Source organism: Streptomyces sp. NBC_00203, assembly GCF_045206325.1.
Taxonomy (GTDB): domain Bacteria; phylum Actinomycetota; class Actinomycetes; order Streptomycetales; family Streptomycetaceae; genus Streptomyces; species Streptomyces lutosisoli.
Genome location: NZ_CP108126.1, coordinates 7,603,702 through 7,622,057, shown reverse-complemented (window position 1 = coordinate 7,622,057; position 18,356 = coordinate 7,603,702). Strand labels below are relative to the sequence as shown.

19 protein-coding genes are annotated in these 18,356 nt (G+C 69.6%); 1 reads left to right on the top strand and 18 read right to left on the bottom strand.

Annotation, left to right across the window (positions count from 1 at the left end; all coding sequences use genetic code 11):
• Positions 1-270 precede the first annotated feature (270 nt).
• From dprA to proS, 16 genes are all read right to left on the bottom strand, one after another.
• Complete coding sequence (gene dprA, locus OG975_RS34130) at positions 271-1,419, bottom strand: DNA-processing protein DprA (RefSeq protein ID WP_406333140.1); 1,149 nt, start codon at positions 1,417-1,419, stop codon at positions 271-273.
• Positions 1,416-3,041, bottom strand: coding sequence for a YifB family Mg chelatase-like AAA ATPase (locus OG975_RS34125; protein ID WP_406333138.1), 1,626 nt, complete (start codon positions 3,039-3,041; stop codon positions 1,416-1,418). Before OG975_RS34125 ends, dprA begins: the two co-directional genes overlap by 4 nt.
• Entirely contained in the window at positions 3,041-3,412 is a 372-nt protein-coding gene (locus tag OG975_RS34120; protein ID WP_327432036.1) for a YraN family protein, read from the bottom strand. Before OG975_RS34120 ends, OG975_RS34125 begins: the two co-directional genes overlap by 1 nt.
• A gap of 117 nt (positions 3,413-3,529) precedes the next feature.
• The gene (locus OG975_RS34115) at positions 3,530-3,838 is read right to left on the bottom strand and encodes a DUF2469 domain-containing protein (RefSeq protein ID WP_003965949.1); all 309 of its coding nucleotides are present in this window, start codon (positions 3,836-3,838) and stop codon (positions 3,530-3,532) included.
• A 55-nt stretch (positions 3,839-3,893) separates the two neighbouring features.
• The gene (locus tag OG975_RS34110; protein WP_330307580.1) at positions 3,894-4,415 is read right to left on the bottom strand and encodes an NUDIX hydrolase; all 522 of its coding nucleotides are present in this window, start codon (positions 4,413-4,415) and stop codon (positions 3,894-3,896) included.
• Positions 4,405-5,181 (bottom strand): signal peptidase I, encoded by a 777-nt coding sequence (lepB, locus tag OG975_RS34105; protein ID WP_406333136.1) that lies wholly within the window; start codon positions 5,179-5,181, stop codon positions 4,405-4,407. The genes OG975_RS34110 and lepB (OG975_RS34105) overlap by 11 nt, the downstream gene beginning before the upstream one ends.
• A gap of 193 nt (positions 5,182-5,374) precedes the next feature.
• Entirely contained in the window at positions 5,375-6,304 is a 930-nt protein-coding gene (gene lepB / locus OG975_RS34100; protein ID WP_406333134.1) for a signal peptidase I, read from the bottom strand.
• The gene (gene lepB, locus OG975_RS34095; protein WP_330307577.1) at positions 6,189-7,280 is read right to left on the bottom strand and encodes a signal peptidase I; all 1,092 of its coding nucleotides are present in this window, start codon (positions 7,278-7,280) and stop codon (positions 6,189-6,191) included. Before lepB (OG975_RS34095) ends, lepB (OG975_RS34100) begins: the two co-directional genes overlap by 116 nt.
• Positions 7,273-7,989, bottom strand: a complete 717-nt coding sequence (gene lepB / locus OG975_RS34090) for a signal peptidase I (RefSeq protein ID WP_406333133.1) — start codon at positions 7,987-7,989, stop codon at positions 7,273-7,275. The genes lepB (OG975_RS34095) and lepB (OG975_RS34090) overlap by 8 nt, the downstream gene beginning before the upstream one ends.
• A 45-nt stretch (positions 7,990-8,034) precedes the next feature.
• A complete protein-coding gene (gene rplS, locus OG975_RS34085; protein WP_116509364.1) occupies positions 8,035-8,385 on the bottom strand; it encodes a 50S ribosomal protein L19 in 351 nt (116 codons plus the stop codon).
• 132 nt (positions 8,386-8,517) lie between these two features.
• Positions 8,518-9,351, bottom strand: coding sequence for a tRNA (guanosine(37)-N1)-methyltransferase TrmD (gene trmD, locus OG975_RS34080; protein WP_406333131.1), 834 nt, complete (start codon positions 9,349-9,351; stop codon positions 8,518-8,520).
• Positions 9,351-9,899: a ribosome maturation factor RimM gene (rimM, locus tag OG975_RS34075; protein WP_330307574.1), complete on the bottom strand. Its 549-nt coding sequence runs from the start codon at positions 9,897-9,899 to the stop codon at positions 9,351-9,353. Before rimM ends, trmD begins: the two co-directional genes overlap by 1 nt.
• A 148-nt stretch (positions 9,900-10,047) precedes the next feature.
• Entirely contained in the window at positions 10,048-10,287 is a 240-nt protein-coding gene (locus OG975_RS34070) for an RNA-binding protein (protein ID WP_005479813.1), read from the bottom strand.
• Positions 10,288-10,289: 2 nt separating this feature from the next.
• Positions 10,290-10,709 carry a 30S ribosomal protein S16 gene (rpsP, locus tag OG975_RS34065; protein ID WP_330307573.1) on the bottom strand — a complete coding sequence of 140 codons (420 nt, stop codon included), beginning with the start codon at positions 10,707-10,709 and terminating at the stop codon, positions 10,290-10,292.
• A gap of 285 nt (positions 10,710-10,994) precedes the next feature.
• A complete protein-coding gene (locus tag OG975_RS34060) occupies positions 10,995-11,591 on the bottom strand; it encodes a hypothetical protein (protein ID WP_327432027.1) in 597 nt (198 codons plus the stop codon).
• A gap of 250 nt (positions 11,592-11,841) precedes the next feature.
• Positions 11,842-13,257, bottom strand: a complete 1,416-nt coding sequence (gene proS, locus OG975_RS34055; protein ID WP_406333128.1) for a proline--tRNA ligase — start codon at positions 13,255-13,257, stop codon at positions 11,842-11,844.
• A 199-nt stretch (positions 13,258-13,456) separates the two neighbouring features.
• Here proS and OG975_RS34050 point away from each other — a divergent pair, with 199 nt between their 5' ends.
• The gene (locus OG975_RS34050) at positions 13,457-14,314 is read left to right on the top strand and encodes an SAM-dependent methyltransferase (protein WP_406333127.1); all 858 of its coding nucleotides are present in this window, start codon (positions 13,457-13,459) and stop codon (positions 14,312-14,314) included.
• A gap of 225 nt (positions 14,315-14,539) precedes the next feature.
• Here the strand turns inward: OG975_RS34050 and ftsH are convergent, their stop codons facing one another.
• Together ftsH and ffh are read right to left on the bottom strand one after the other, a co-directional pair.
• Positions 14,540-16,465, bottom strand: a complete 1,926-nt coding sequence (gene ftsH, locus OG975_RS34045; protein ID WP_406333126.1) for an ATP-dependent zinc metalloprotease FtsH — start codon at positions 16,463-16,465, stop codon at positions 14,540-14,542.
• Between the two features lie 139 nt (positions 16,466-16,604).
• Entirely contained in the window at positions 16,605-18,155 is a 1,551-nt protein-coding gene (gene ffh, locus OG975_RS34040; RefSeq protein ID WP_406333125.1) for a signal recognition particle protein, read from the bottom strand.
• Between the last annotated feature and the right edge of the window lie 201 nt (positions 18,156-18,356).

Genomic DNA, 18,356 nt, shown 5'->3' with positions numbered 1-18,356 from the left:
GTCGCCTTGTGCCGTTCTGCCGTGAACTGGGGGTACCTGGGTGACCTGTCGGTCTGATGTCGAGATTGCCGGTCTGCGTCGGAATCCTCGTGAGCGTAGCGTGACTGGAGAGTCGCAGTGCGCGAAGAACGGGGGATCACCCTCACGCAGAGGCGTTCCCCTCGGCGTCCCTCCGCGTCACGGCGGTCGCGCTGTGTGACCGCCGAGCGACGCCAACTGCGGGAATTCCCAAGGGTGTCGGCGTTCGCCCGGACGGCCGAACACGCTCGGTCAGCGCCGTCCCCGATCATCGCGGACGGAGATCATCGCCTGGCGTGTCAACTTCCAGCCGTCGCCGTGTCGTTCGACGAAACCAAGTGCTCGGAGTTCGTACAGTCTCCCGACCGCGTCGTCCTCGGTGGTGCCCGCGCCCCGGGCGATCTCCTGTGCCCCCGCCAGGCCGCGTGCGGGCAGGGCGGCCAGCACCCGCCCGGCACCCGGGTCCAGCAGGTCGCGCGGCAGCACAGGCCCGCGCCGGTCGGGGGCGAGCTCGCCCATGTCGCCCACCAGTTCGGCGACGTCCGCCGCGTCGGAGACCAGGACCGCCTCCCCGCGCAGCAGTTCGTGCACCCCCGCCGACAGGCCACTCGTGGCGGGGCCCGGCACCCCCATCGTGAACCGCCCGAGCCGCTCCGCCGCCCGAGCCGTGACCAGTGCGCCACTGCGATAGGCCGCCTCGACGACCACGGTCCCCCGGGTGAGCGCCGCGATGACTCTGTTCCTGAGGATGAATCTGCTCGCCGTCGGATGATCACCGGGTGGCAACTCCCCCACCACCAGCCCCTGTTTCGCGATCCTGGTGATCAGCTGGGTGTGCCCGCGCGGGTAGGGCCGGTCGACGCCGCAGGCCAGGACGGCGACAGTGGCGCCGCCCGCGCCGAGGGTGCCCCGGTGCGCGGCACCGTCCACGCCGTACGCACCGCCTGACACCACCACCCAGCCCCGCTCCGCGAGCCCCGCGCCGAGGGTGGCCGCCATGTGGGCGCCGTATTCGGTGCAGGCCCTCGCCCCGACGACGGCGACCGACCGCAGCGCCCATATCCGCAGACTGGGGTGCCCCCGCAGCCACAGCCCGGTGGGCCGGGCGTCCCCCAGATCGTCGAGCTGCGCGGGCCACTCCGGCTCACCGGGGCAGATGAAGCGCACCCCGGCGTCCCGCGCCCTGGCGAGGTCCCGCTCGGGGTCGGCCCGCTCGGCCCGGGCCCGTAACCCCGCCCATCGCTTGTCCGTCACCCCTCGCGGTTGCTCACCGTCCCCGAGCAGCCCCCGGACCGCCTCCGCGGCCCCGACCTCGCGGAGCCAGCGCCCGCAGACCTCGTCTCCCGGTTCGACGACGCGGGTGAGAAAGGCCCGGTGCAGCCGCTCGTCGTCCTGGCTCACGACAGCGCGCCGATCGCCATCGGCACCCCGCGCGGGACCCCGGTGCGCAGTTGCAGCGCGAGGGCGACGTCCGTCGCATCCGGCCGGTCGTGCCCGACGAGGTCGGCGACGGTCCAGGCGACACGCAGTACGCGGTCGAGGCCGCGGGCGGTCAGGACGCCTCGCTCCAGGTTCCGCTCCGCCTCGTCCATCGCGCCCGCCGACGCGTACCACCGGCTGCGCAGCTCCCGCCCCGGCACTTCGCTGTTCGTCCGCCAAGGGGTGCCGGTCAGACGGGCGGTGGCCCGCTCTCTGGCGGCCCACACCCGGGCGGCGACCGTCTCGGTGGTCTCGCCTCGCGCGCCGCGCTCGGTCAGCTGGGAGCGCGTGACCCGGTCCACTTCGACCCTCAGGTCGACCCGGTCGAGCAGCGGCCCGGAGAGCCGGGCCTGATAGCGGCGGATCACAGATGGCGGGCACTCACAGAAATCGTCCCTCAGCGAGAAGCGGCCGCACGGGCAGGGGTTCGCGGCGAGCACCATCAGGAACCTCGCCGGAAACCGCACGACACCCGCGCTGCGCGCGATCACCACATGCCCTGCTTCCAGGGGCTGGCGCAGCGCGTCCAGGGCTTGGCTGCTGAACTCCGGTGTCTCGTCCAAAAAGAGCACTCCCCGGTGGGCGAGCGACACCGCGCCCGGTCGCGCGATGCCCTGGCCGCCTCCGACGAGCGCCTGCATGGTCGCCGAGTGATGCGGGGCGCAGTACGGAGCGGTGTCCACCAGAGGTTTTCCCGGCGGCAACAGGCCCGCGACCGAGTGGACGGCGGTGACCTCCAGGGATTCGCCCCTGCTGAGCCGCGGCAGGATGGCCGGCAGGCGCTCGGCGAGCATCGTCTTGCCCGCTCCCGGCGGCCCTTCCAGGAACAGGTGGTGCCCGCCCGCCGCGGCGACCTCCACGGCGGTCCGCGCCGAGTGCTGACCGACGACGTCGGCGAGGTCATGACCCTGGTCGTGCTGCGCGGCGCCCATGCCGTGCATGCCGGTGGCCGCGCCCGTGCCGGGCATGCGCAGGCCCGCCATCAGCGGATCCGGGCGGCCCTGCTCGTCCGGTTCCTCCTCGGGCACGGGCTCATCGGTGAGCACCGCGATCAGCTGGCGCAGACTGCGGACCCCCAGCACAGAGACCCCCGGCACCAGCGAGGCCTCGGCCGCCGCGCACTCGGGCACCACCACCTGCTCGTATCCCGCGTCCGCCGCGGCCAGCACCGCGGGCAGCACGCCGCGCACCGGCCGTACCCGTCCGTCGAGTCCGAGCTCCCCGATCATCACGATGTCGGAGAGCACCCGGGGATCGATCCGCTCCGAGGCACCGAGCACGGCGCAGGCAACAGCAAGATCGAATCCGCTGCCGCCCTTCGGCACCGACGCCGGACTCAGCCCCACCGTGAGCTTCTTCTGGGGCCACGTCGCGCCGGAGTTCACCACCGCCGCCCGAACCCGGTCCTTGCTCTCCGTCAGGCTCTTGTCGGGGAGACCGACCAGGGTGAAGGCCGCGACGCCGGGCTCCAGGTCGGCCTGGACCTCGACCACCACGCCCTCGACGCCGACCAGGGCCACCGAACACGTACGCGCGAATCCCATCAGGCCACCCCCCGCGCGTGCTCGACCACGGGCGCGCCGCGGTCGGGGAGGAGGACGCCGATCAGGTCGATGCGGACGCCTCCGGGTGGTGCCCCGCCGTGTTCCTGGACCCAGCGTTCGGCCAGGCCTCGCAGCCGCTGGGCCTTGACCGGCGTGACCGCCGCCATCGGGTGCTCGAAGGCGCCCGCCTTGCGGGTCTTGACCTCGCAGACGACCAGCGCATCGCCGTCGCGGGCCACGATGTCGATCTCGCCGGTCCTGCCGCTGCGCCAGTTACGCGCCAGGACCGTCATCCCGGTTTCGGTCAGCCGCCGCGCGGCCAGATCCTCGCCGTACTTGCCGAGTGCACTGCGTGCCTTGGATGTACTCATGTCGGCACCACCTCCGGCGCCAACACTGAGGCCACTTCGACCTGCTATTGGATCTTGGTGGACAAGCGCGTGATTGTGGAAAACTCCGTCACCCACACGAGCGATCGCTGCACGTCATCAGCCGCCCGGCAGCTCCAGATCGCTCTTGTTCAGCTCCTCGATATTCACGTCCTTGAACGTGAGCACCCGTACCTGCTTGACGAAGCGAGCGGGCCGGTACATGTCCCACACCCAGGCGTCCGCCATGGACACCTCGAAAAACACCTCGCCCTGGACCGAGTGCACCTGCATCTCGTAGTCATTGGTGAGGTAGAAGCGCCGTTCGGTCTCGATCACATATTTGAACAGACCGACGACATCGCGGTACTCCCGATAGAGCTTCAGCTCCATCTCGGTCTCGTACTTCTCGAGGTCCTCGGCGCTCATGGCATGTTCCCCTTCAGCCGTGCGTCCCCCTATTGTGCGCCAGCCCCGCGAGCCCCTAGACGATTTCCGTGTCGAGGATCTCGGGTGTGGCCGGGGGACCTTCGTCGAGCACCCTGCGCAGCAGCTCGGCGAGTCTGGTCGGATACACCGTCTCATGTGCCTCGGTCAGTTCCTGGCACGTCCACCAGCGCGCTCCGGCGACACTGCGCCGTTCAAGGTCCGTCAGCCCCGCGGCCACCGTGGCCGTCTGGGTCGTACGGGCCAGGTAGTACCACTCGTCCTGGTCCCAGCGGCGGCCGGCGAACGGGAAGGAACACACGCGCCGCCACAGCACCGGGCCCAGCTCGACCTCGGTGATTCCGGTCTCCTCGGTGAGCTCCCGCAACGCGGCCTGCTCCCGGGTCTCGTCGCCCTCCAGGCCTCCGCCGGGCGTGAACCACCAGTCGTCGGCGGGATCGTCCGGCTCGTGCCCGTGCAGCAGCAGAATGCGTTCTTCGGGGTCGAGCAGCACCACTCGGGCGACCTTCCGCAGCCCTCCCCGGTACTCGTCCTGCTCATACGGCACCTCAGCGGGCACCGGCAGGCTCCGTCCGGGACCGGCCGCGCCGGCCCACGAGCCCCGCGATGGGACCGTACGCCGCGCCGCCCAGGACGAGCACCGCACCGGCGATCACCGCGGCGACCATCAGGCGCAGCGGACCGGGCTGGGAGAGGCTGCCCAGCGTCTCCCAGCCGGACGGCCGCTTGAGCATGCCGTTCATGGGCCAGACGACGGCGTCGACCCTGGCGCTCACCGCATTGCGCGACACCGTGCCGCTGGCCGCGTCCGTGAGGTGGGCGCTGGAGTCCAGCGAGCCCTGGCGTTCGTCACCGAGCAGGAACAGACGTCCCTCGGGAACCTTCACGGTCGGGATGTTCGTGATCTCGGCCAGGCTGCCCTTGGGCAGATACGATTCGTCGATCTGCTTGCCATTGACGGTCAGCTTGCCGTTGGTGCAGCAGGACACCGTGTCACCGCCGACGGCGACCACCCGCTTGACCACGGCCGCGTTGGTGACCCAGGTCTTGTCGCGGAAGACGACGACGTCGCCGCGCCGTACCTCACTGCCGTCGATGCGCTGCGCCAGCACCCGGTCGCCCGCGTCGATCGTCGGCGCCATCGAACTGGTCGGCACGGTGTAGGGCCGGTAGACCACGGCCCCCCAGGCGAACCCTCCGATGAACAGCACAATGCCCAGCGCGACGGCCAGCCCGGACAGCCTCTGTCCGATCCGGCCGCCCGCCGGGTTTTTGCTCGCGCCACCGCTGCGCGGGGCCGTACGTGTAGTGCTCTCGCCACCCATGGGTCCGCACCTTACCCGGGGGTACGGTGCGCGGTCAGCCCTTGGTTTGGATCACGGACACCGCCGGCCACCGGCACCGGAACGCACCCGGCCCACCGGCGCCCGCCGACGCCGGCGGACACCCCGTACGACCGAGGGGCCGGCCGCCCGGACGAATCCGAGCCGACCGGCCCCAAGGGGACGCTTCAGCGCGCTACTTGGACGCCTTCCGCTTCCGGCGTACCAGCACCAGCGGCACCGCGCCCACGAGCGCCACGGACGCCGGCGAGGTGACCGCAGCCGCCGCCTGGTCGCTCAGGCCGTCCTGGCCGAAGGTGTCCGGGACCGGGAGGGTGCCCCAGCGGTTGATGGGCCAGGCCTTCACGATGGCGCGCCCGACGACCTCGCTCACGGGGACCATGCCGTGGTGCTTGTCCGTCTGGTTGTAGCGCGAGTCCCGCGAGTTCTGACGGTGGTCGCCCATCACCCAGATCATGCCCTTGGGCACCTTGACCTTGAACTGGCCGCCGTCTTCGTCCACGCTGCACGGGGTGTTCCCCGGGTACACGTACGGCTCGTTCAACGCCTTGCCGTTGACGGTCAGCGGGCCGGTGCCCTTGCACTGGATGGTGTCGCCGCCGACGCCGATGACCCGCTTGATGAGGTCCTTCTCCTCGGCGGACGGCATCAGGCCGATCCAGCTGAGCACCGTCTGCACGGCGTTCGGGTTGGCCGTGGGCTCGCCCTTCAGCCAGCCGGCGGGGTCGTGGAAGACGACCACCTCGCCGCGCTCCGGCTCGGAGCCGAACCACGGGGTCAGCTTGTCGACCAGGACACGGTCGCCCTGCTGGAGGGTGTTCTGCATCGAGTCCGAGGGGATCGAGAACGCCTGCACCAGGAAGGTCTTGATCAGCAGCGCGAGCACCAGGGCGATGCCGATCAGGATCGGCAGCTCCTTCCAGAAGGAGCGCTGCTTCTTCTTCGGGTCCTGCTCGGTGCGCTCGGTCGTAGCGCTGCCGTCCGCGGACTCACTCCCGGAGCCTGAGGCGTCCTCTACGGCCGGGGCAGCCGCATCGTCGGGCCGCTCCGGCTGCCCTTCGGGACCATCGTGTCCGGACCGTGCGCCGACCGCCACATCCCCCACATCCACTCCTCACTCCGTGCCGCCGCCCGCGCCGTATTCGGCGCAGGCCCACCACTCCCATAACGAGCGGGAGTTCCGCAGGAGTCGGGAGCGGGATCAATCCATCTGGATCCGCAGAGGCCACCCTATGCGACGCACCGAGAGCGGACGTCGACCCTGCGGGCGCGTCGGCGACGGTCGCGTAAGTGCCCGGTTCCTTCAGGCGGATCCAGTGACCGACGGGCCAGGCGATGACCATGGCCCGGCCGACGACGGACTTCTCGGAGACGGTGCCGCTGAACTTGTCGGTGCGGTGGTAGCGGGAGTCGGCGGAGTTGCCCCGGTGGTCACCCAGCACGAACAGACGGCCCTCGGGCACCTTCACCTCGAAGGCGAAGGCCGACGGCTTGTCACCGGCGTAGATGTAGGGCTCGGTCAGCGGCGTGCCGTTGACGGTCACCCGGCCCTGTGTGTCACAGCACTTGACCGTGTCCCCGCCGACGCCGACGACCCGCTTGATGAGGTCCTTCTCGTTGTCGGACGGCAGCAGGCCGATGAAGGTCAGCCCTTCCTTGACCTGCTTGACGACGACGGGGTCGCTCTTCTTCTTGGTCTCCTCGGCGGTGAGCCAGCCCCCGGGGTCCTTGAAGACGACGACGTCACCGCGCTGCGGCTTGGAGCCGAACCAGGGCGTGAGCTTGTCGACCAGGACGCGGTCGCCGATCTGGATCGTGTTCTCCATCGAGCCCGACGGGATCACGAAGGCCTGGACGAGGAAGGTCTTGAGGACCAGGGCTATCAGTACGGCGACGCCGACGAGGAGCGGTATCTCCTTGACCGTCGAGCGCCGCCTGCGCCGCTTGATTTTGCGGGCGAGCTTGCGCCGCTCGACGCGGCTGGGCCGGGCCGCGCCCCCGGAGGCGCGTCGGGTGCCGGTGGGCAGCAGGTTGTCGGCGGCGCTGCTGGAGACCCCGCGTGGTTTGCCGCGGTTACCCATGGACACCGTCCGCGGCGGGCACGCGCGCGTAGGCGTCGGGACGCGTCAGCCGGGTCCAGTGGCCGGCGGGCCAGGCGATCCAGTCGGCTCTGCCGATGACGTCGGAGACGGGGATCATGCCGCCGCCGGGCGAGCCCAGGTGGTCGCGGGAGTCGCTGGAGTCGCCGCGGTGGTCACCGAGGACGAAGAGGGTGCCGTCGGGCACGACGACGTCGAAGGACACCTCGGACGGGCTGTCCCCCGGATACAGAAACGTCGACTCGTCGACCGACCGGCCGTTCACTTCGAGCCTCCCCTCCTTGTCGCAGCAGACCACGTGATCTCCCCCTACACCGACGACGCGCTTGATGTAGTCGGCGTTCCCGAAATAGCCAGTGCCGTCGAACACAACGACATCGCCCCGCCGCGGCTCAGCATCAAAACGGTACGCCAACTTATTTACGAGAACGCGGTCCCCGATCCTCAATCCCGACTCCATGGAGCCGCTGGGAATTTGGAACGGCTGCATCACGAACCTGCTGACGAGCAGCAGAAAAACCAGGCATACCAGCACGGTCAGGGTGATCCGCCCGCCCGGGAGCCAGTCAGCGGCTCTGTCGACCAACGCAAAACGCGACCGACCCTCCTGCCCCTCTGTGTCCGAGATCTCCTCGGATTCGGAAGGGCGGGAGGAGCGGTCGCGCTCCACGGGCTGTGCTTCGGTGTCCATCGGGGCCAGATGTTATCCGGCCCCGCTTTGAACGACCGCGCGAGCTCAGTTGTCGCGCTTCTCCTTGATCTTCGCGGCCTTGCCGCGCAGGTCACGGAGGTAGTACAGCTTCGCGCGACGCACGTCACCGCGGGTGACGAGCTCGATCTTCTCGACGATCGGGGTGTGCACCGGGAAGGTGCGCTCGACGCCGACCGAGAAGGAGACCTTGCGGACCGTGAAGGTCTCGCGGACACCGGCGCCCTGGCGACGGATGACTACGCCCTTGAACTGCTGCACACGGGAGCGGTTGCCCTCGATGACGCGGACGTGGACGTTGACGGTGTCACCCGGGCGGAAGGCCGGGATGTCGCTGCGCAGCGACGCGTTGTCGACGGAGTCGAGCAGGTGAGACATTTCGTCTGCTTTCTTCGCTGATGCCACAGGTCATCAACGGGAGATAGTTTTCCAAGAGGGTGCTGTCGTGTCGGGGCGGGCGTCGTGTCCCCCCGTGGCAGGGGCGCGCGCCGGACGACGTACAACAGCGGTCTATTCTTCCACGGTCTCTGGCCTGCGCCAAAATCGACCATGGGGCGCCCCCTCCGGATCCGGGGCCCAGCCCAGGATCGAGAGCATCTCGCGGTCCTTCTTGTCGAAGGCCGAGGGCTCGCAGCGCTCGATGAGGTCGGGCCGGTTCGCCGTCGTACGGCGCAGGGCCTCGTCGCGGCGCCAGCGGGCGATCTTCCCGTGGTGGCCGCTGAGCAGTACGTCGGGGATCCCGCGGCCGCGCCACGCCGGGGGCTTGGTGTAGACGGGCCCCTCCAGGAGGTTGGCCATGGCCCCGGGGGCGAACGAGTCGTCCCTGTGGGACTCGGCGTTGCCGAGGACACCCGGCAGCAGCCGCGCCACGGCCTCCGTGACGACGAGCACGGCGGCCTCACCGCCGGCGAGTACGTAGTCGCCGATGGACACCTCGTAGACCGGCATCCGGGTGGCGTACTCGTCGATGACGCGGCGGTCGATGCCCTCGTAGCGCGCCGGCGTGAAGACCAGCCAGGGGCGCTCGGAGAGCTCGACGGCGAGTTCCTGGGTGAAGGGGCGCCCACTGGGTGTGGGGACCACCAGGACGGGCCCGTGGGAGCCCGTCTCGTAGCCGTCGGCCAGGAGGGAGTCCAGGGCGTCGCCCCAGGGGTCGGTCTTCATGACCATGCCGGGGCCGCCGCCGTACGGGGTGTCGTCGACCGTGTTGTGGCGGTCGTACGTCCACTCCCGAAGATCATGCACGTGCACATTCAGCTGTCCACGCGCGCGTGCCTTGCCGACCAGCGAGACGTTCAGGGGTTCCAGGTACTCGGGGAAGATCGTGACGACGTCGAGCCGCATTACGCCTCGTCCTCGTCCCGGGAAGAGTCGATCTCGGCCCGGTCGTCGATCAGCCCCGGCGGCGGATCGATGACCGCCCGCTGCTCCTCCAGGTCGATCTCGGTGACGATCTCCTCCACGAAGGGGATCAGCACCTCGGTCCCGTCCGGCCGCTCGACCACGAAGAGGTCCTGCGAGGGCAGGTGCGAGATCTCGGTGATCCGCCCGACCTCGGTGCCGTCGACCGTGACGACGTCCAGGTCCATCAGCTGGTGGTCGTAGTACTCGTCCGGGTCCTCGGGCTTCTCGTCCGGGTCGACCTCGGCGATCAGCAGGGTGTTGCGCAGGGCCTCGGCGGCGTTGCGGTCACGTACGCCTTCGAAGCGCAGCAGCAGACGGCCGCTGTGCACCCGGCCGGTCTCGATGGTCAGCGGACCGGTGGAGGCGGGGTCGGTGGCCAGGACGGCGCCGGGCCCGAGCCTGAGTTCCGGCTCGTCGGTGCGTACCTCGACGGTGACCTCGCCCTTGATGCCGTGGGCGCGGCCGACGCGAGCGACTACCAGCTGCACTGTGCTTGATCTCCTGTCGTGTGCCTACGACTTTGCTTCGTGGACGGCTATGGGCCTTTGTAGTGGACGACTACGGCCTTCGTAGACGACTACGGGCCGGGGACGGCTCGTAAGCCCTCCCCGGCCCGAGCCGGTGCTGCCTGTTACGTCAGCGGACGTGGTCCACGTCGACGAGGTCGACGCGGACACCGCGGCCGCCGATGGCGCCCACGACGGTGCGCAGAGCGCGCGCGGTGCGGCCGTTGCGGCCGATCACCTTGCCGAGGTCGTCGGGGTGAACCCGGACCTCGAGAACGCGCCCGCGGCGCAGGTCACGCGAGGCGACCTGCACATCGTCGGGGTTGTCGACGATGCCCTTCACGAGGTGCTCGAGAGCCTCCTCGAGCATGCTCAGGCCTCGGTCGACTCGGACTCGGCGGCAGCCTCGTCCTTCTTCTCAGCCTTCTTCTTCTGGGTGATGGCCTCACCCTTGCCCTCGTCGTCGCCACCAAGGGCGTCGAACAGCGGGCGCGCGGCCTTCGGCGCGGCCACGAGCAGCGGAGCCGGGGCGGGCAGGCCCTTGAACTTCTGCCAGTCGCCGGTCAGCTTCAGGATCGCGAGAACGGGCTCGGTCGGCTGCGCGCCGACACCCAGCCAGTACTGCGCGCGGTCCGAGTCGACCTCGATGCGCGAGGGGTTCTGTACCGGGTGGTACAGGCCGATCTCCTCGATGGCCCGGCCGTCACGGCGGGTACGGGAGTCGGCGACGACGATGCGGTAGTGAGGCGAACGGATCTTGCCCAGACGCTTCAGCTTGATCTTGACTGCCACGGAAGTGGTGTCTCCTGGTCTTGACGTGGTTGGGCACGGCGAGATGGCCGCGTGGGGTTGCGGTACCCGAGTGCCCGATGGACGCGTCAGCCGGAGGAGAGAGGGGTCCTATGCGGCTGTCGAGTACAGCTAGCCATTGTGCCACATCCTGGCGGGTCGCCTTCACCCGGCAGAGTGCGCCCGCCCATGCCTCATGAGCACCCGGCGCCGGCCCCCGGGCGTCCGTCGCGCCGCCCGGCGCTCACAAGGTGCCGCTGAGTACGGCTGCCACGAGCAGCCGTACTCTCAGCTCGCGCCCGCGCCGACGACCTCGGGGATTCGGAACGGCTTTCCGCACCCCCCACACACGATCGGCGCCTGCGCCAGGACCGACGGCACGACGCGGACATTGCGCCCGCAGTCGCAGACGGCCTTGACGCGGACGCCTCCTCCGGAGGAGCCGTGGCGCGCGGCCGGACCGCGGAAGGAGCGGGCGGTGTCGGCGGCGGTGGCGGCCGAGTGGGCCTTCAACGCGCGCTGCAGCCGCTCGATGGTCGGGCGATAGCGCCGCTTCGCCTCGGGGTTGAGCGTGACCAGGGAGAAGCCACTGCTGGGATGCGGCTCCTCGGGGTGGTCGAGGCCCAGCTCCTCGGCGATCGCGAGGAATCTGCGGTTGTGATAGCGGCCGGCGCGCGAGGTGTCGCGGACTCCGCGGGCGGCGGCGATGCCGTGGACTGCTTCATGAAGCAGTCGCTCGAAAGAGAGTTCGTGCCCGCAGGCGGACGACGACTCTCCGATCAGGGACTCTGGCGCGGCAAGATCGGGCAGTTCGGGGTGGTGCCGCTGAATGTCGGCCCACGCCCCTGCCAGCTCTGCGGCGAGAACAGGTGGTGTCGTGCTCACGTAATGACAACGAGCCGGGGTGCCTCTGTGTTCCTATTCCGGGGCATCCCAAATAATTTGCACGTACCCGTCAGTTGCCGCTGATGCGTCCTGACGAGGGCGGGTGCGCTGATCTGCGGAGAAGCCTCACAGCTCATACCAAGGCGGTACGTAGGGACACGTACGCCCCGGCGCGTAGACGATGTCCGCACGCCGGGGCACCTGTGGTCATCAGATGCGCAAGAGGCGTTTCGGCCGCGCTGAGGCCTACTCAGTAAGCGCGCGCGACGACGGCGACGTTACCGGGTGCGTCGTCGGCGTCGGGTACCGACCCGTCCTCGGCGACCAGACACCGTACGGTCACGGAGTGCTCGGCCAGCTTGGCCTCGCCCTCTTCGCCGAGGTCGGCCCAGGGAAGGCGTGCCCAGCCGCCGGCGGTGGCCGCCTCGACGGCCTCCTCGATCGTCGACACGTCCGACGTACGGGACTCGCGGCGCTCGCGCGACTGCTTCAGAAGCAGCGCCTGGTCCTCTTCGAGGACAGTGGGAAGCAGTCCGGCCAGAGTGTCGATGGCGACGGGCTCCTTGCCCCCGGGGATGCGGCGGGCGAGCATCGCGGTGCCGTTCTCCAGGTCACGGGGGCCGACCTCGATGCGTACGGGTACGCCCTTGAGCTCCCAGTCGACGGCGCGGCGCCCGAAGGGGGTGTCCGTGCGGTCGTCCACCTGGACCCGTACACCCGCCGCCTTCAGTTGATCGCCGATTTCGCGGACCTTGGCCAGAACCGCATCGTCGCCCTTGATCGCGAGGACCACGGCCTGTACGGGGGCGAGCCGGGGTGGCACCCGCAACCCATTGTCATCGCCGTGCGACATGATCAGGCCACCCACCATGCGGGTCGACGTCCCCCAGGAGGTCTGCCAGACGAGCTCCTGCTTGCCGTCCTTGGACAGGTACTGGGTGTGGAAGGCCTTGGCGAAGTTCTGCCCGAGCTCGTGGCTGGTGCCCATCTGGAGGGCCTTGCCGTCGCCCATCATGCCTTCGAGCGTGAGGGTGTTGATGGCGCCGGCGAACCGCTCGCTCGGGGTCTTGCGGCCGAGCACCACGTCAATGCCGAGGACGTTCACCATGAAGTCCTCGTACACCTCCTTGTGGATGTACGCGGCGTAGTCCCGGGCGTCCTCGTACGTGGCGTGGGCGGTGTGGCCCTCCTGCCAGAGGAATTCCGTCGTACGGAGGAACACGCGCGGGCGCATCTCCCAACGGACCACGTTCGCCCACTGGTTGATCAGCAGCGGCAGATCGCGGTAGCTCTGCACCCACTTGGAGAAGGAGGCGTTGATGATCATCTCGGAGGTGGGGCGGACGACGACCGGCTCCTCCAGCTCCTTGCCGCCGCCGTGCGTGACGACCGCGAGCTCGGGGGCGAAGCCCTCGACGTGCTCGGCCTCCTTCGCCAGATACGACTGCGGGATGAAGAGCGGGAAGTACGCGTTCTGGGCGCCTGCCTCCTTGATGCGGGCGTCCATCTCCTGCTGCATCCGCTCCCACAGCCCGTACCCGTACGGCCTGATGACCATGGTGCCGCGCACCGGCCCGTTGTCGGCCAGCTCGGCCTTGTTGATCAGGTCCTGGTACCAGCGCGGGAAATCGTCAGCCTGGGGCGTGAGAACGGGTGCCTTTGCCATGCGGCGATCGTACGGGCCCACGTTGCCGGAATGTGAATTTTCGCGGCGCGCACAGGGAGCGCACAAGCAGGGCGCCGCAACCCCTGGACGCCACGTCGAGCGCGGAGTTTCCTGACATACGGGGGGAGTGCGCACGCACTGCACGGGGGCCAGGGAAACGGGGCACAGCGGCAACTCTCGGCGGATTGGGGCGCTTTCGATGACACCTACGCTCGTGCGGCAGCAGCTACCTCACACGGGGGCGGCGCCCCGGGTGGATCAGTCTGCACGCGCGCGTGACTGGGCCGAGATCCAGGAGCGGATGCTGGTACCGCTCCACGAGGCCGTCTACGAGCGACTCGAAGTGGGCGGCGGGACGCGGCTGCTCGGCCTCGGCTGCGGGTCGGGGCTCGCCCTCCTGATGGCGGCCGCACGTGGTGCGGCGGTCACCGGTGTCGACTCCTCCGCGCCCGAGCGGCTGGCCCTCGCGCGGGAACGGTTGCTGCCGGCCACGTGGGGCACGCGTGCGCGTGCGGACACCCGGCTCGTGGACGGGTCCCCCGCGGATGTGGCCGTCGCGGGGGCGCCGGCGTACAACCTGGTGACCGCGTTCGAGCCGATCGGCTGTGTGGCCCGGGACTCGGACCGGCTCGCGGAACTCCTTGACGCGGCTGCTCCGCTGGCCGAGCGGGGCGCGCCTGTCGTGCTGGTCGGGTGGGGGCCGCCCGAACGTTGCGCCACGTCCGCCGTGTTGCGGGTCGCCACCAAGTTGGCGGATCCGCTGCGGGGGGCGGGGAGTTGGCGGGCCGCCCGCCGTGACGACCTGGAGGAGGTCGCCCACCGGGCCGGACTCCGCCCTGACGGGTCGGGGCGGGTCGCTTGTCCGTTCGGGTACGCCGATGTCGACAGTGCGGTGCGAGGCTTGTTGTCGACGGGTTTCTTCGACCCGGCGGTCGACGCCACGGATGAGGCCCAGGTCGACAAGGAACTCCGGGAGGCGCTCCATCCCCATCTGCGGCGGGACGGGACCGTGTGGATGCCCAACATCTTCCGCTACCTGATCGCCCGCACCCGCTGAACCCCCGAGCGATTCTCGCCCCCGCCGCCCCTACCCGTCCCATCCCTGGGGGCTGCGCCCCCAGACCCCCCTAAAAGATTGCGCAGTTCCCCGCGCCCCTAAAAGGGGCGCGGGGAACTGCGCGACAAGCCCCCACCGGCCCGCAGACGAAACACAACCCACGGGGTCTGGGGCGGAGCCCCAGAAGGATGGGACGGGTAGGGGCGGCGGGGGCGAGGAACCTCTCTACGGCGACCGTTTGACGCCCGCGATCCGGTACGCGTCCGCTTCGTCCAGCGTCTCGTTCGCCAGCAGCGCCTCCGCCAGGGCGTCCAGCTGCCCCCGATGTTCGCGGAGCTTCTCGCAGGCCTCCTCGTAGCACTCGTCGACGATGCGCCGCATCTCGTGGTCGATCGAGTCGAGCGTCGCCGGAGCGGCGGAAAGCCCGTAGGCCTGCTGCGCATCGCTGGGCAGAGCCGAAAGCCGGCCGACGCGTTCGCTCATGCCCCAGCGGGCGACCATGCCGCGCACGATGTTGGTGACCTGTTCAAGGTCGTTCTCGGAACCGGTCGTGACGACCGCGTAGACGACGTGCTCGGCGGCCATGCCTCCCAGGGCGCCGATGATGCGCCCGCGAAGGTACTCCTCCGTGTACGCGTACCGGTCCGCGTCCGGGGTGGAGAGCGTGACGCCGAGGGCACGCCCGCGCGGCACGATGGTGATCTTGCGGACCGGGTCGGCGCCCGGCTGCAGCATGCCGAGGAGGGCGTGACCGCTCTCGTGGTAGGCCGTGCGGCGGCGTTCGTCCTCGGGCATGACCAGGGAGCGTTCGGCGCCCAGCTGCACCTTTTCCAGCGCCTCGGAGAGGTCCGTCTGCGTCACCTGCTCCTGCTTGCGCTTGACGGCGAGGAGGGCGGCCTCGTTGGCGAGGTTGGCGAGTTCCGCACCGGTCATGCCGGGAGTCGTACGGGCCACCTGCGCGAGGTCCACTCCGGAGGACAGCGGAATTTCGCGGGTGTGGATCTCCAGGATCGCCTCGCGGCCGCCTCGGTCGGGCGGCGAGACACTGACGACACGGTCGAAGCGGCCGGGGCGGGTGAGTGCGGGGTCCAGGACGTCGGCCCGGTTGGTCGCCGCGATGACGATCACGCCCTCCGAGCCCGAGAAGCCGTCCATCTCGGTCAGGATCTGGTTCAGCGTCTGCTCGCGCTCGTCGTGGCCGCCCATGCCGGCGCCGCCGCCCCTGGCCCGCCCGATCGTGTCGATCTCGTCGATGAAGATGATGGAGGGGGCCACCTTGCGGGCCTCGGCGAAGAGCTCACGGACCCGGGACGCGCCGACGCCCACGATCATCTCGATGAACTCGGAGGCGGAGGCCGAGAAGAACGGCACGCCCGCCTCGCCCGCGACCGCCCGCGCGAGCAGCGTCTTTCCCGTGCCGGGCGGGCCCGACAGGAGCACGCCGCGCGGCATCTTCGCACCCATCCTGCGGTAGGCGTCCGGGTTCTTGAGGAAGTCCACGACGTCGTTCAGTTCGCCCGCGACCTCGTCGATCCCGGCCACGTCCGCGAAGGTCGTGCGCTTGCCGCCCGGCACCAGTTCGACCGGCTTCGGCGGCGCCTTGCGGCCGAGCATGCCGCCCGCGCCGCCGAGCCCCGTACGCATCCGCCGGGCGATGAAGACCCACAGGACGACCAGCAGAAGCATCGGGGCGAGCGAGAGCAGCACGTTGTAGAGGGTGCTGCGCTGCTGGACCACGGGTGAGGCAGTCACCGTGACGTTGTGCTTGTCCAGGTTCTCCCAGAGCTTGTCGTCCGCGAAGGACGGACGCTGGGTCTTGAACTTGGTGTACTTCCCGTCGCCATCCGGTTTCTCCTGGGCGCTCTTGAGCTGGCCCTGGATGGCGTCACCCTTGGAGTAGATCTTGGTGACGTTGCCGGCGTCGACCTGCTTGCTGAACTCCGTGTAGGAGATCGTCGGCTCGTTGCCCTCGTTGTAGAAGGACAGCACCAGGTTCGCGATGAGGAACACGATCAGGGCGGCGACAGCCAGACTCCACCAGCCGCCGGGCATCCTCCGCCTGCCGGAAGGCGGCGATGTCGGCTCGGGCGGAGTGCCCTCGGTACGCCACGGCTGGTCCGGGTCCTTGCGTGGCGGCGCAGGGTTGCTCATATTCGGACGTTACGACATGAAACGCACACCAGCACCCGCACAGAACGCGTTGGGGGCGCCCCTCCGGCGAGGGGCGCCCCCAACGACGTACGACGCCATCAGTGACGTACGGGAACGCGGTCCTGTACGAGAAGAACCGTCAGCCCATGAACTTCTTGAACTCGTCCGGCAGCTCGAAGTCCTGGCCGCCCTGCTGCGGCAGGCCGAAGGCGTTGCCGCCCTGGGCGCCGGCCTCGCGGCGCTGGGCCTCTTCGATCTCCTGCTGCTTGCGCTTCATCGGGTTGCCGGAGCGCTGCTTGCCCTTGGCCTGCTTGACCTTCTTCTTGGTGCGGCCGGGGCCGCCGCCCATGCCCGGCATCCCGGGCATCCCCGGCATTCCGCCGCCCTGGGCCATGCGGGACATCATCTTGCGGGCCTCGAAGAAGCGCTCGACCAGGCCCTTGACGGCGCTGACCTCGACGCCGGAGCCCTTGGCGATACGGGCGCGGCGCGAACCGTTGATGATCGTCGCGTCCTGGCGCTCGGCCGGGGTCATCGACTTGATGATCGCGGCCGTACGGTCGACGTCCCGCTCGTCCAGGTTGTTGATCTGGTCCTTGATCTGGCCCATGCCCGGGAGCATGCCGAGCAGCTTGCTGATGCTGCCCATCTTCCGGACCTGCTCCATCTGGGCCAGGAAGTCGTCCAGGGTGAAGTCCTGGCCCTTCTTGGACGCCAGCTTGGAGGCCATCTTCTCGGCCTCTTCTTGGCTGAACGTCTTCTCCGCCTGCTCGATCAGGGTGAGCAGGTCACCCATGTCGAGGATGCGGGAGGCCATCCGGTCCGGGTGGAAGGCGTCGAAGTCGTCGAGCTTCTCACCGTTCGACGCGAACATGATCGGCTTGCCGGTGACCGAGGCGATCGACAGGGCCGCACCACCACGGGCGTCACCGTCGAGCTTGGAGAGCACCACGCCGTCGAAACCGACGCCGTCGCGGAAGGCCTCGGCGGTGTTGACCGCGTCCTGGCCGATCATCGCGTCGACGACGAAGAGGATCTCGTCCGGGGAGATGACGTCGCGGATGTCCGCGGCCTGCTGCATCATCTCCTGGTCGATGCCCAGGCGGCCGGCGGTGTCCACGATCACGATGTCGTGGACCTTGGTCTTCGCGAACTCCATGGAGTCCTTGGCGACCTTGACCGGGTCGCCGACGCCGTTGCCCGGCTCGGGGGCGTAGACGGCCACGCCGGCGCGCTCGGCGACGACGCTGAGCTGGTTCACGGCGTTCGGGCGCTGGAGGTCCGCGGCGACCAGCAGCGGCGAGTGGCCCTGGTCCTTGAGCCACTTGCCGAGCTTTCCGGCGAGCGTGGTCTTACCGGCACCCTGGAGACCCGCGAGCATGATCACGGTGGGCGGGTTCTTGGCGAACCTGAGGCGGCGGGTCTCGCCGCCGAGGATCGTGACGAGCTCGTCGTTGACGATCTTCAGGACTTGCTGGGCCGGGTTCAGCGCCTTGGAGACGTCCGAACCGAGCGCGCGCTCCTTGACGTTCTTGATGAAGGTCCGCACGACCGGCAGGGCCACGTCGGCTTCGAGGAGCGCGATACGGATCTCGCGTGCGGTGGCGTCGATGTCAGCTTCGGACAGCCGGCCCTTGCCCCGCAGGTTCTTGAACGTGGCTGAGAGGCGATCGGAGAGAGTATCGAACACGGCGCTCGTCGGTCCTCAGGGGTCGGGGGCGAAGGGAATCGCCCTCCAGGGTATCTGGCCGGGTGCGGTGGGGTCTCCACCGCGTTCGTACGAGACCGGGAGAAGCCCCGGCAACAGGCTGGGGGCGCACGCCGAATCCCGTACGCGGGGCGCTTTGGATCCCGTACGCGAGGCGCCCGCGATCCCGTACGCGCCGGGGGC

Coding starts and splice junctions, on each gene's coding strand:
- OG975_RS34125 (WP_406333138.1), bottom strand. CDS start 3,041: ATGGGATTCGCGCGTACGTGTTCGGTGGCCCTGGTCGGCGTCGAGGGC.
- OG975_RS34120 (WP_327432036.1), bottom strand. CDS start 3,412: ATGAGTACATCCAAGGCACGCAGTGCACTCGGCAAGTACGGCGAGGAT.
- OG975_RS34115 (WP_003965949.1), bottom strand. CDS start 3,838: ATGAGCGCCGAGGACCTCGAGAAGTACGAGACCGAGATGGAGCTGAAG.
- lepB (WP_406333136.1), bottom strand. CDS start 5,181: ATGGGTGGCGAGAGCACTACACGTACGGCCCCGCGCAGCGGTGGCGCG.
- lepB (WP_330307577.1), bottom strand. CDS start 7,280: ATGGGTAACCGCGGCAAACCACGCGGGGTCTCCAGCAGCGCCGCCGAC.
- lepB (WP_406333133.1), bottom strand. CDS start 7,989: ATGGACACCGAAGCACAGCCCGTGGAGCGCGACCGCTCCTCCCGCCCT.
- rplS (WP_116509364.1), bottom strand. CDS start 8,385: ATGTCTCACCTGCTCGACTCCGTCGACAACGCGTCGCTGCGCAGCGAC.
- trmD (WP_406333131.1), bottom strand. CDS start 9,351: ATGCGGCTCGACGTCGTCACGATCTTCCCCGAGTACCTGGAACCCCTG.
- OG975_RS34070 (WP_005479813.1), bottom strand. CDS start 10,287: ATGCTCGAGGAGGCTCTCGAGCACCTCGTGAAGGGCATCGTCGACAAC.
- proS (WP_406333128.1), bottom strand. CDS start 13,257: ATGGCAAAGGCACCCGTTCTCACGCCCCAGGCTGACGATTTCCCGCGC.
- OG975_RS34050 (WP_406333127.1), top strand. CDS start 13,457: ATGACACCTACGCTCGTGCGGCAGCAGCTACCTCACACGGGGGCGGCG.
- ftsH (WP_406333126.1), bottom strand. CDS start 16,465: ATGAGCAACCCTGCGCCGCCACGCAAGGACCCGGACCAGCCGTGGCGT.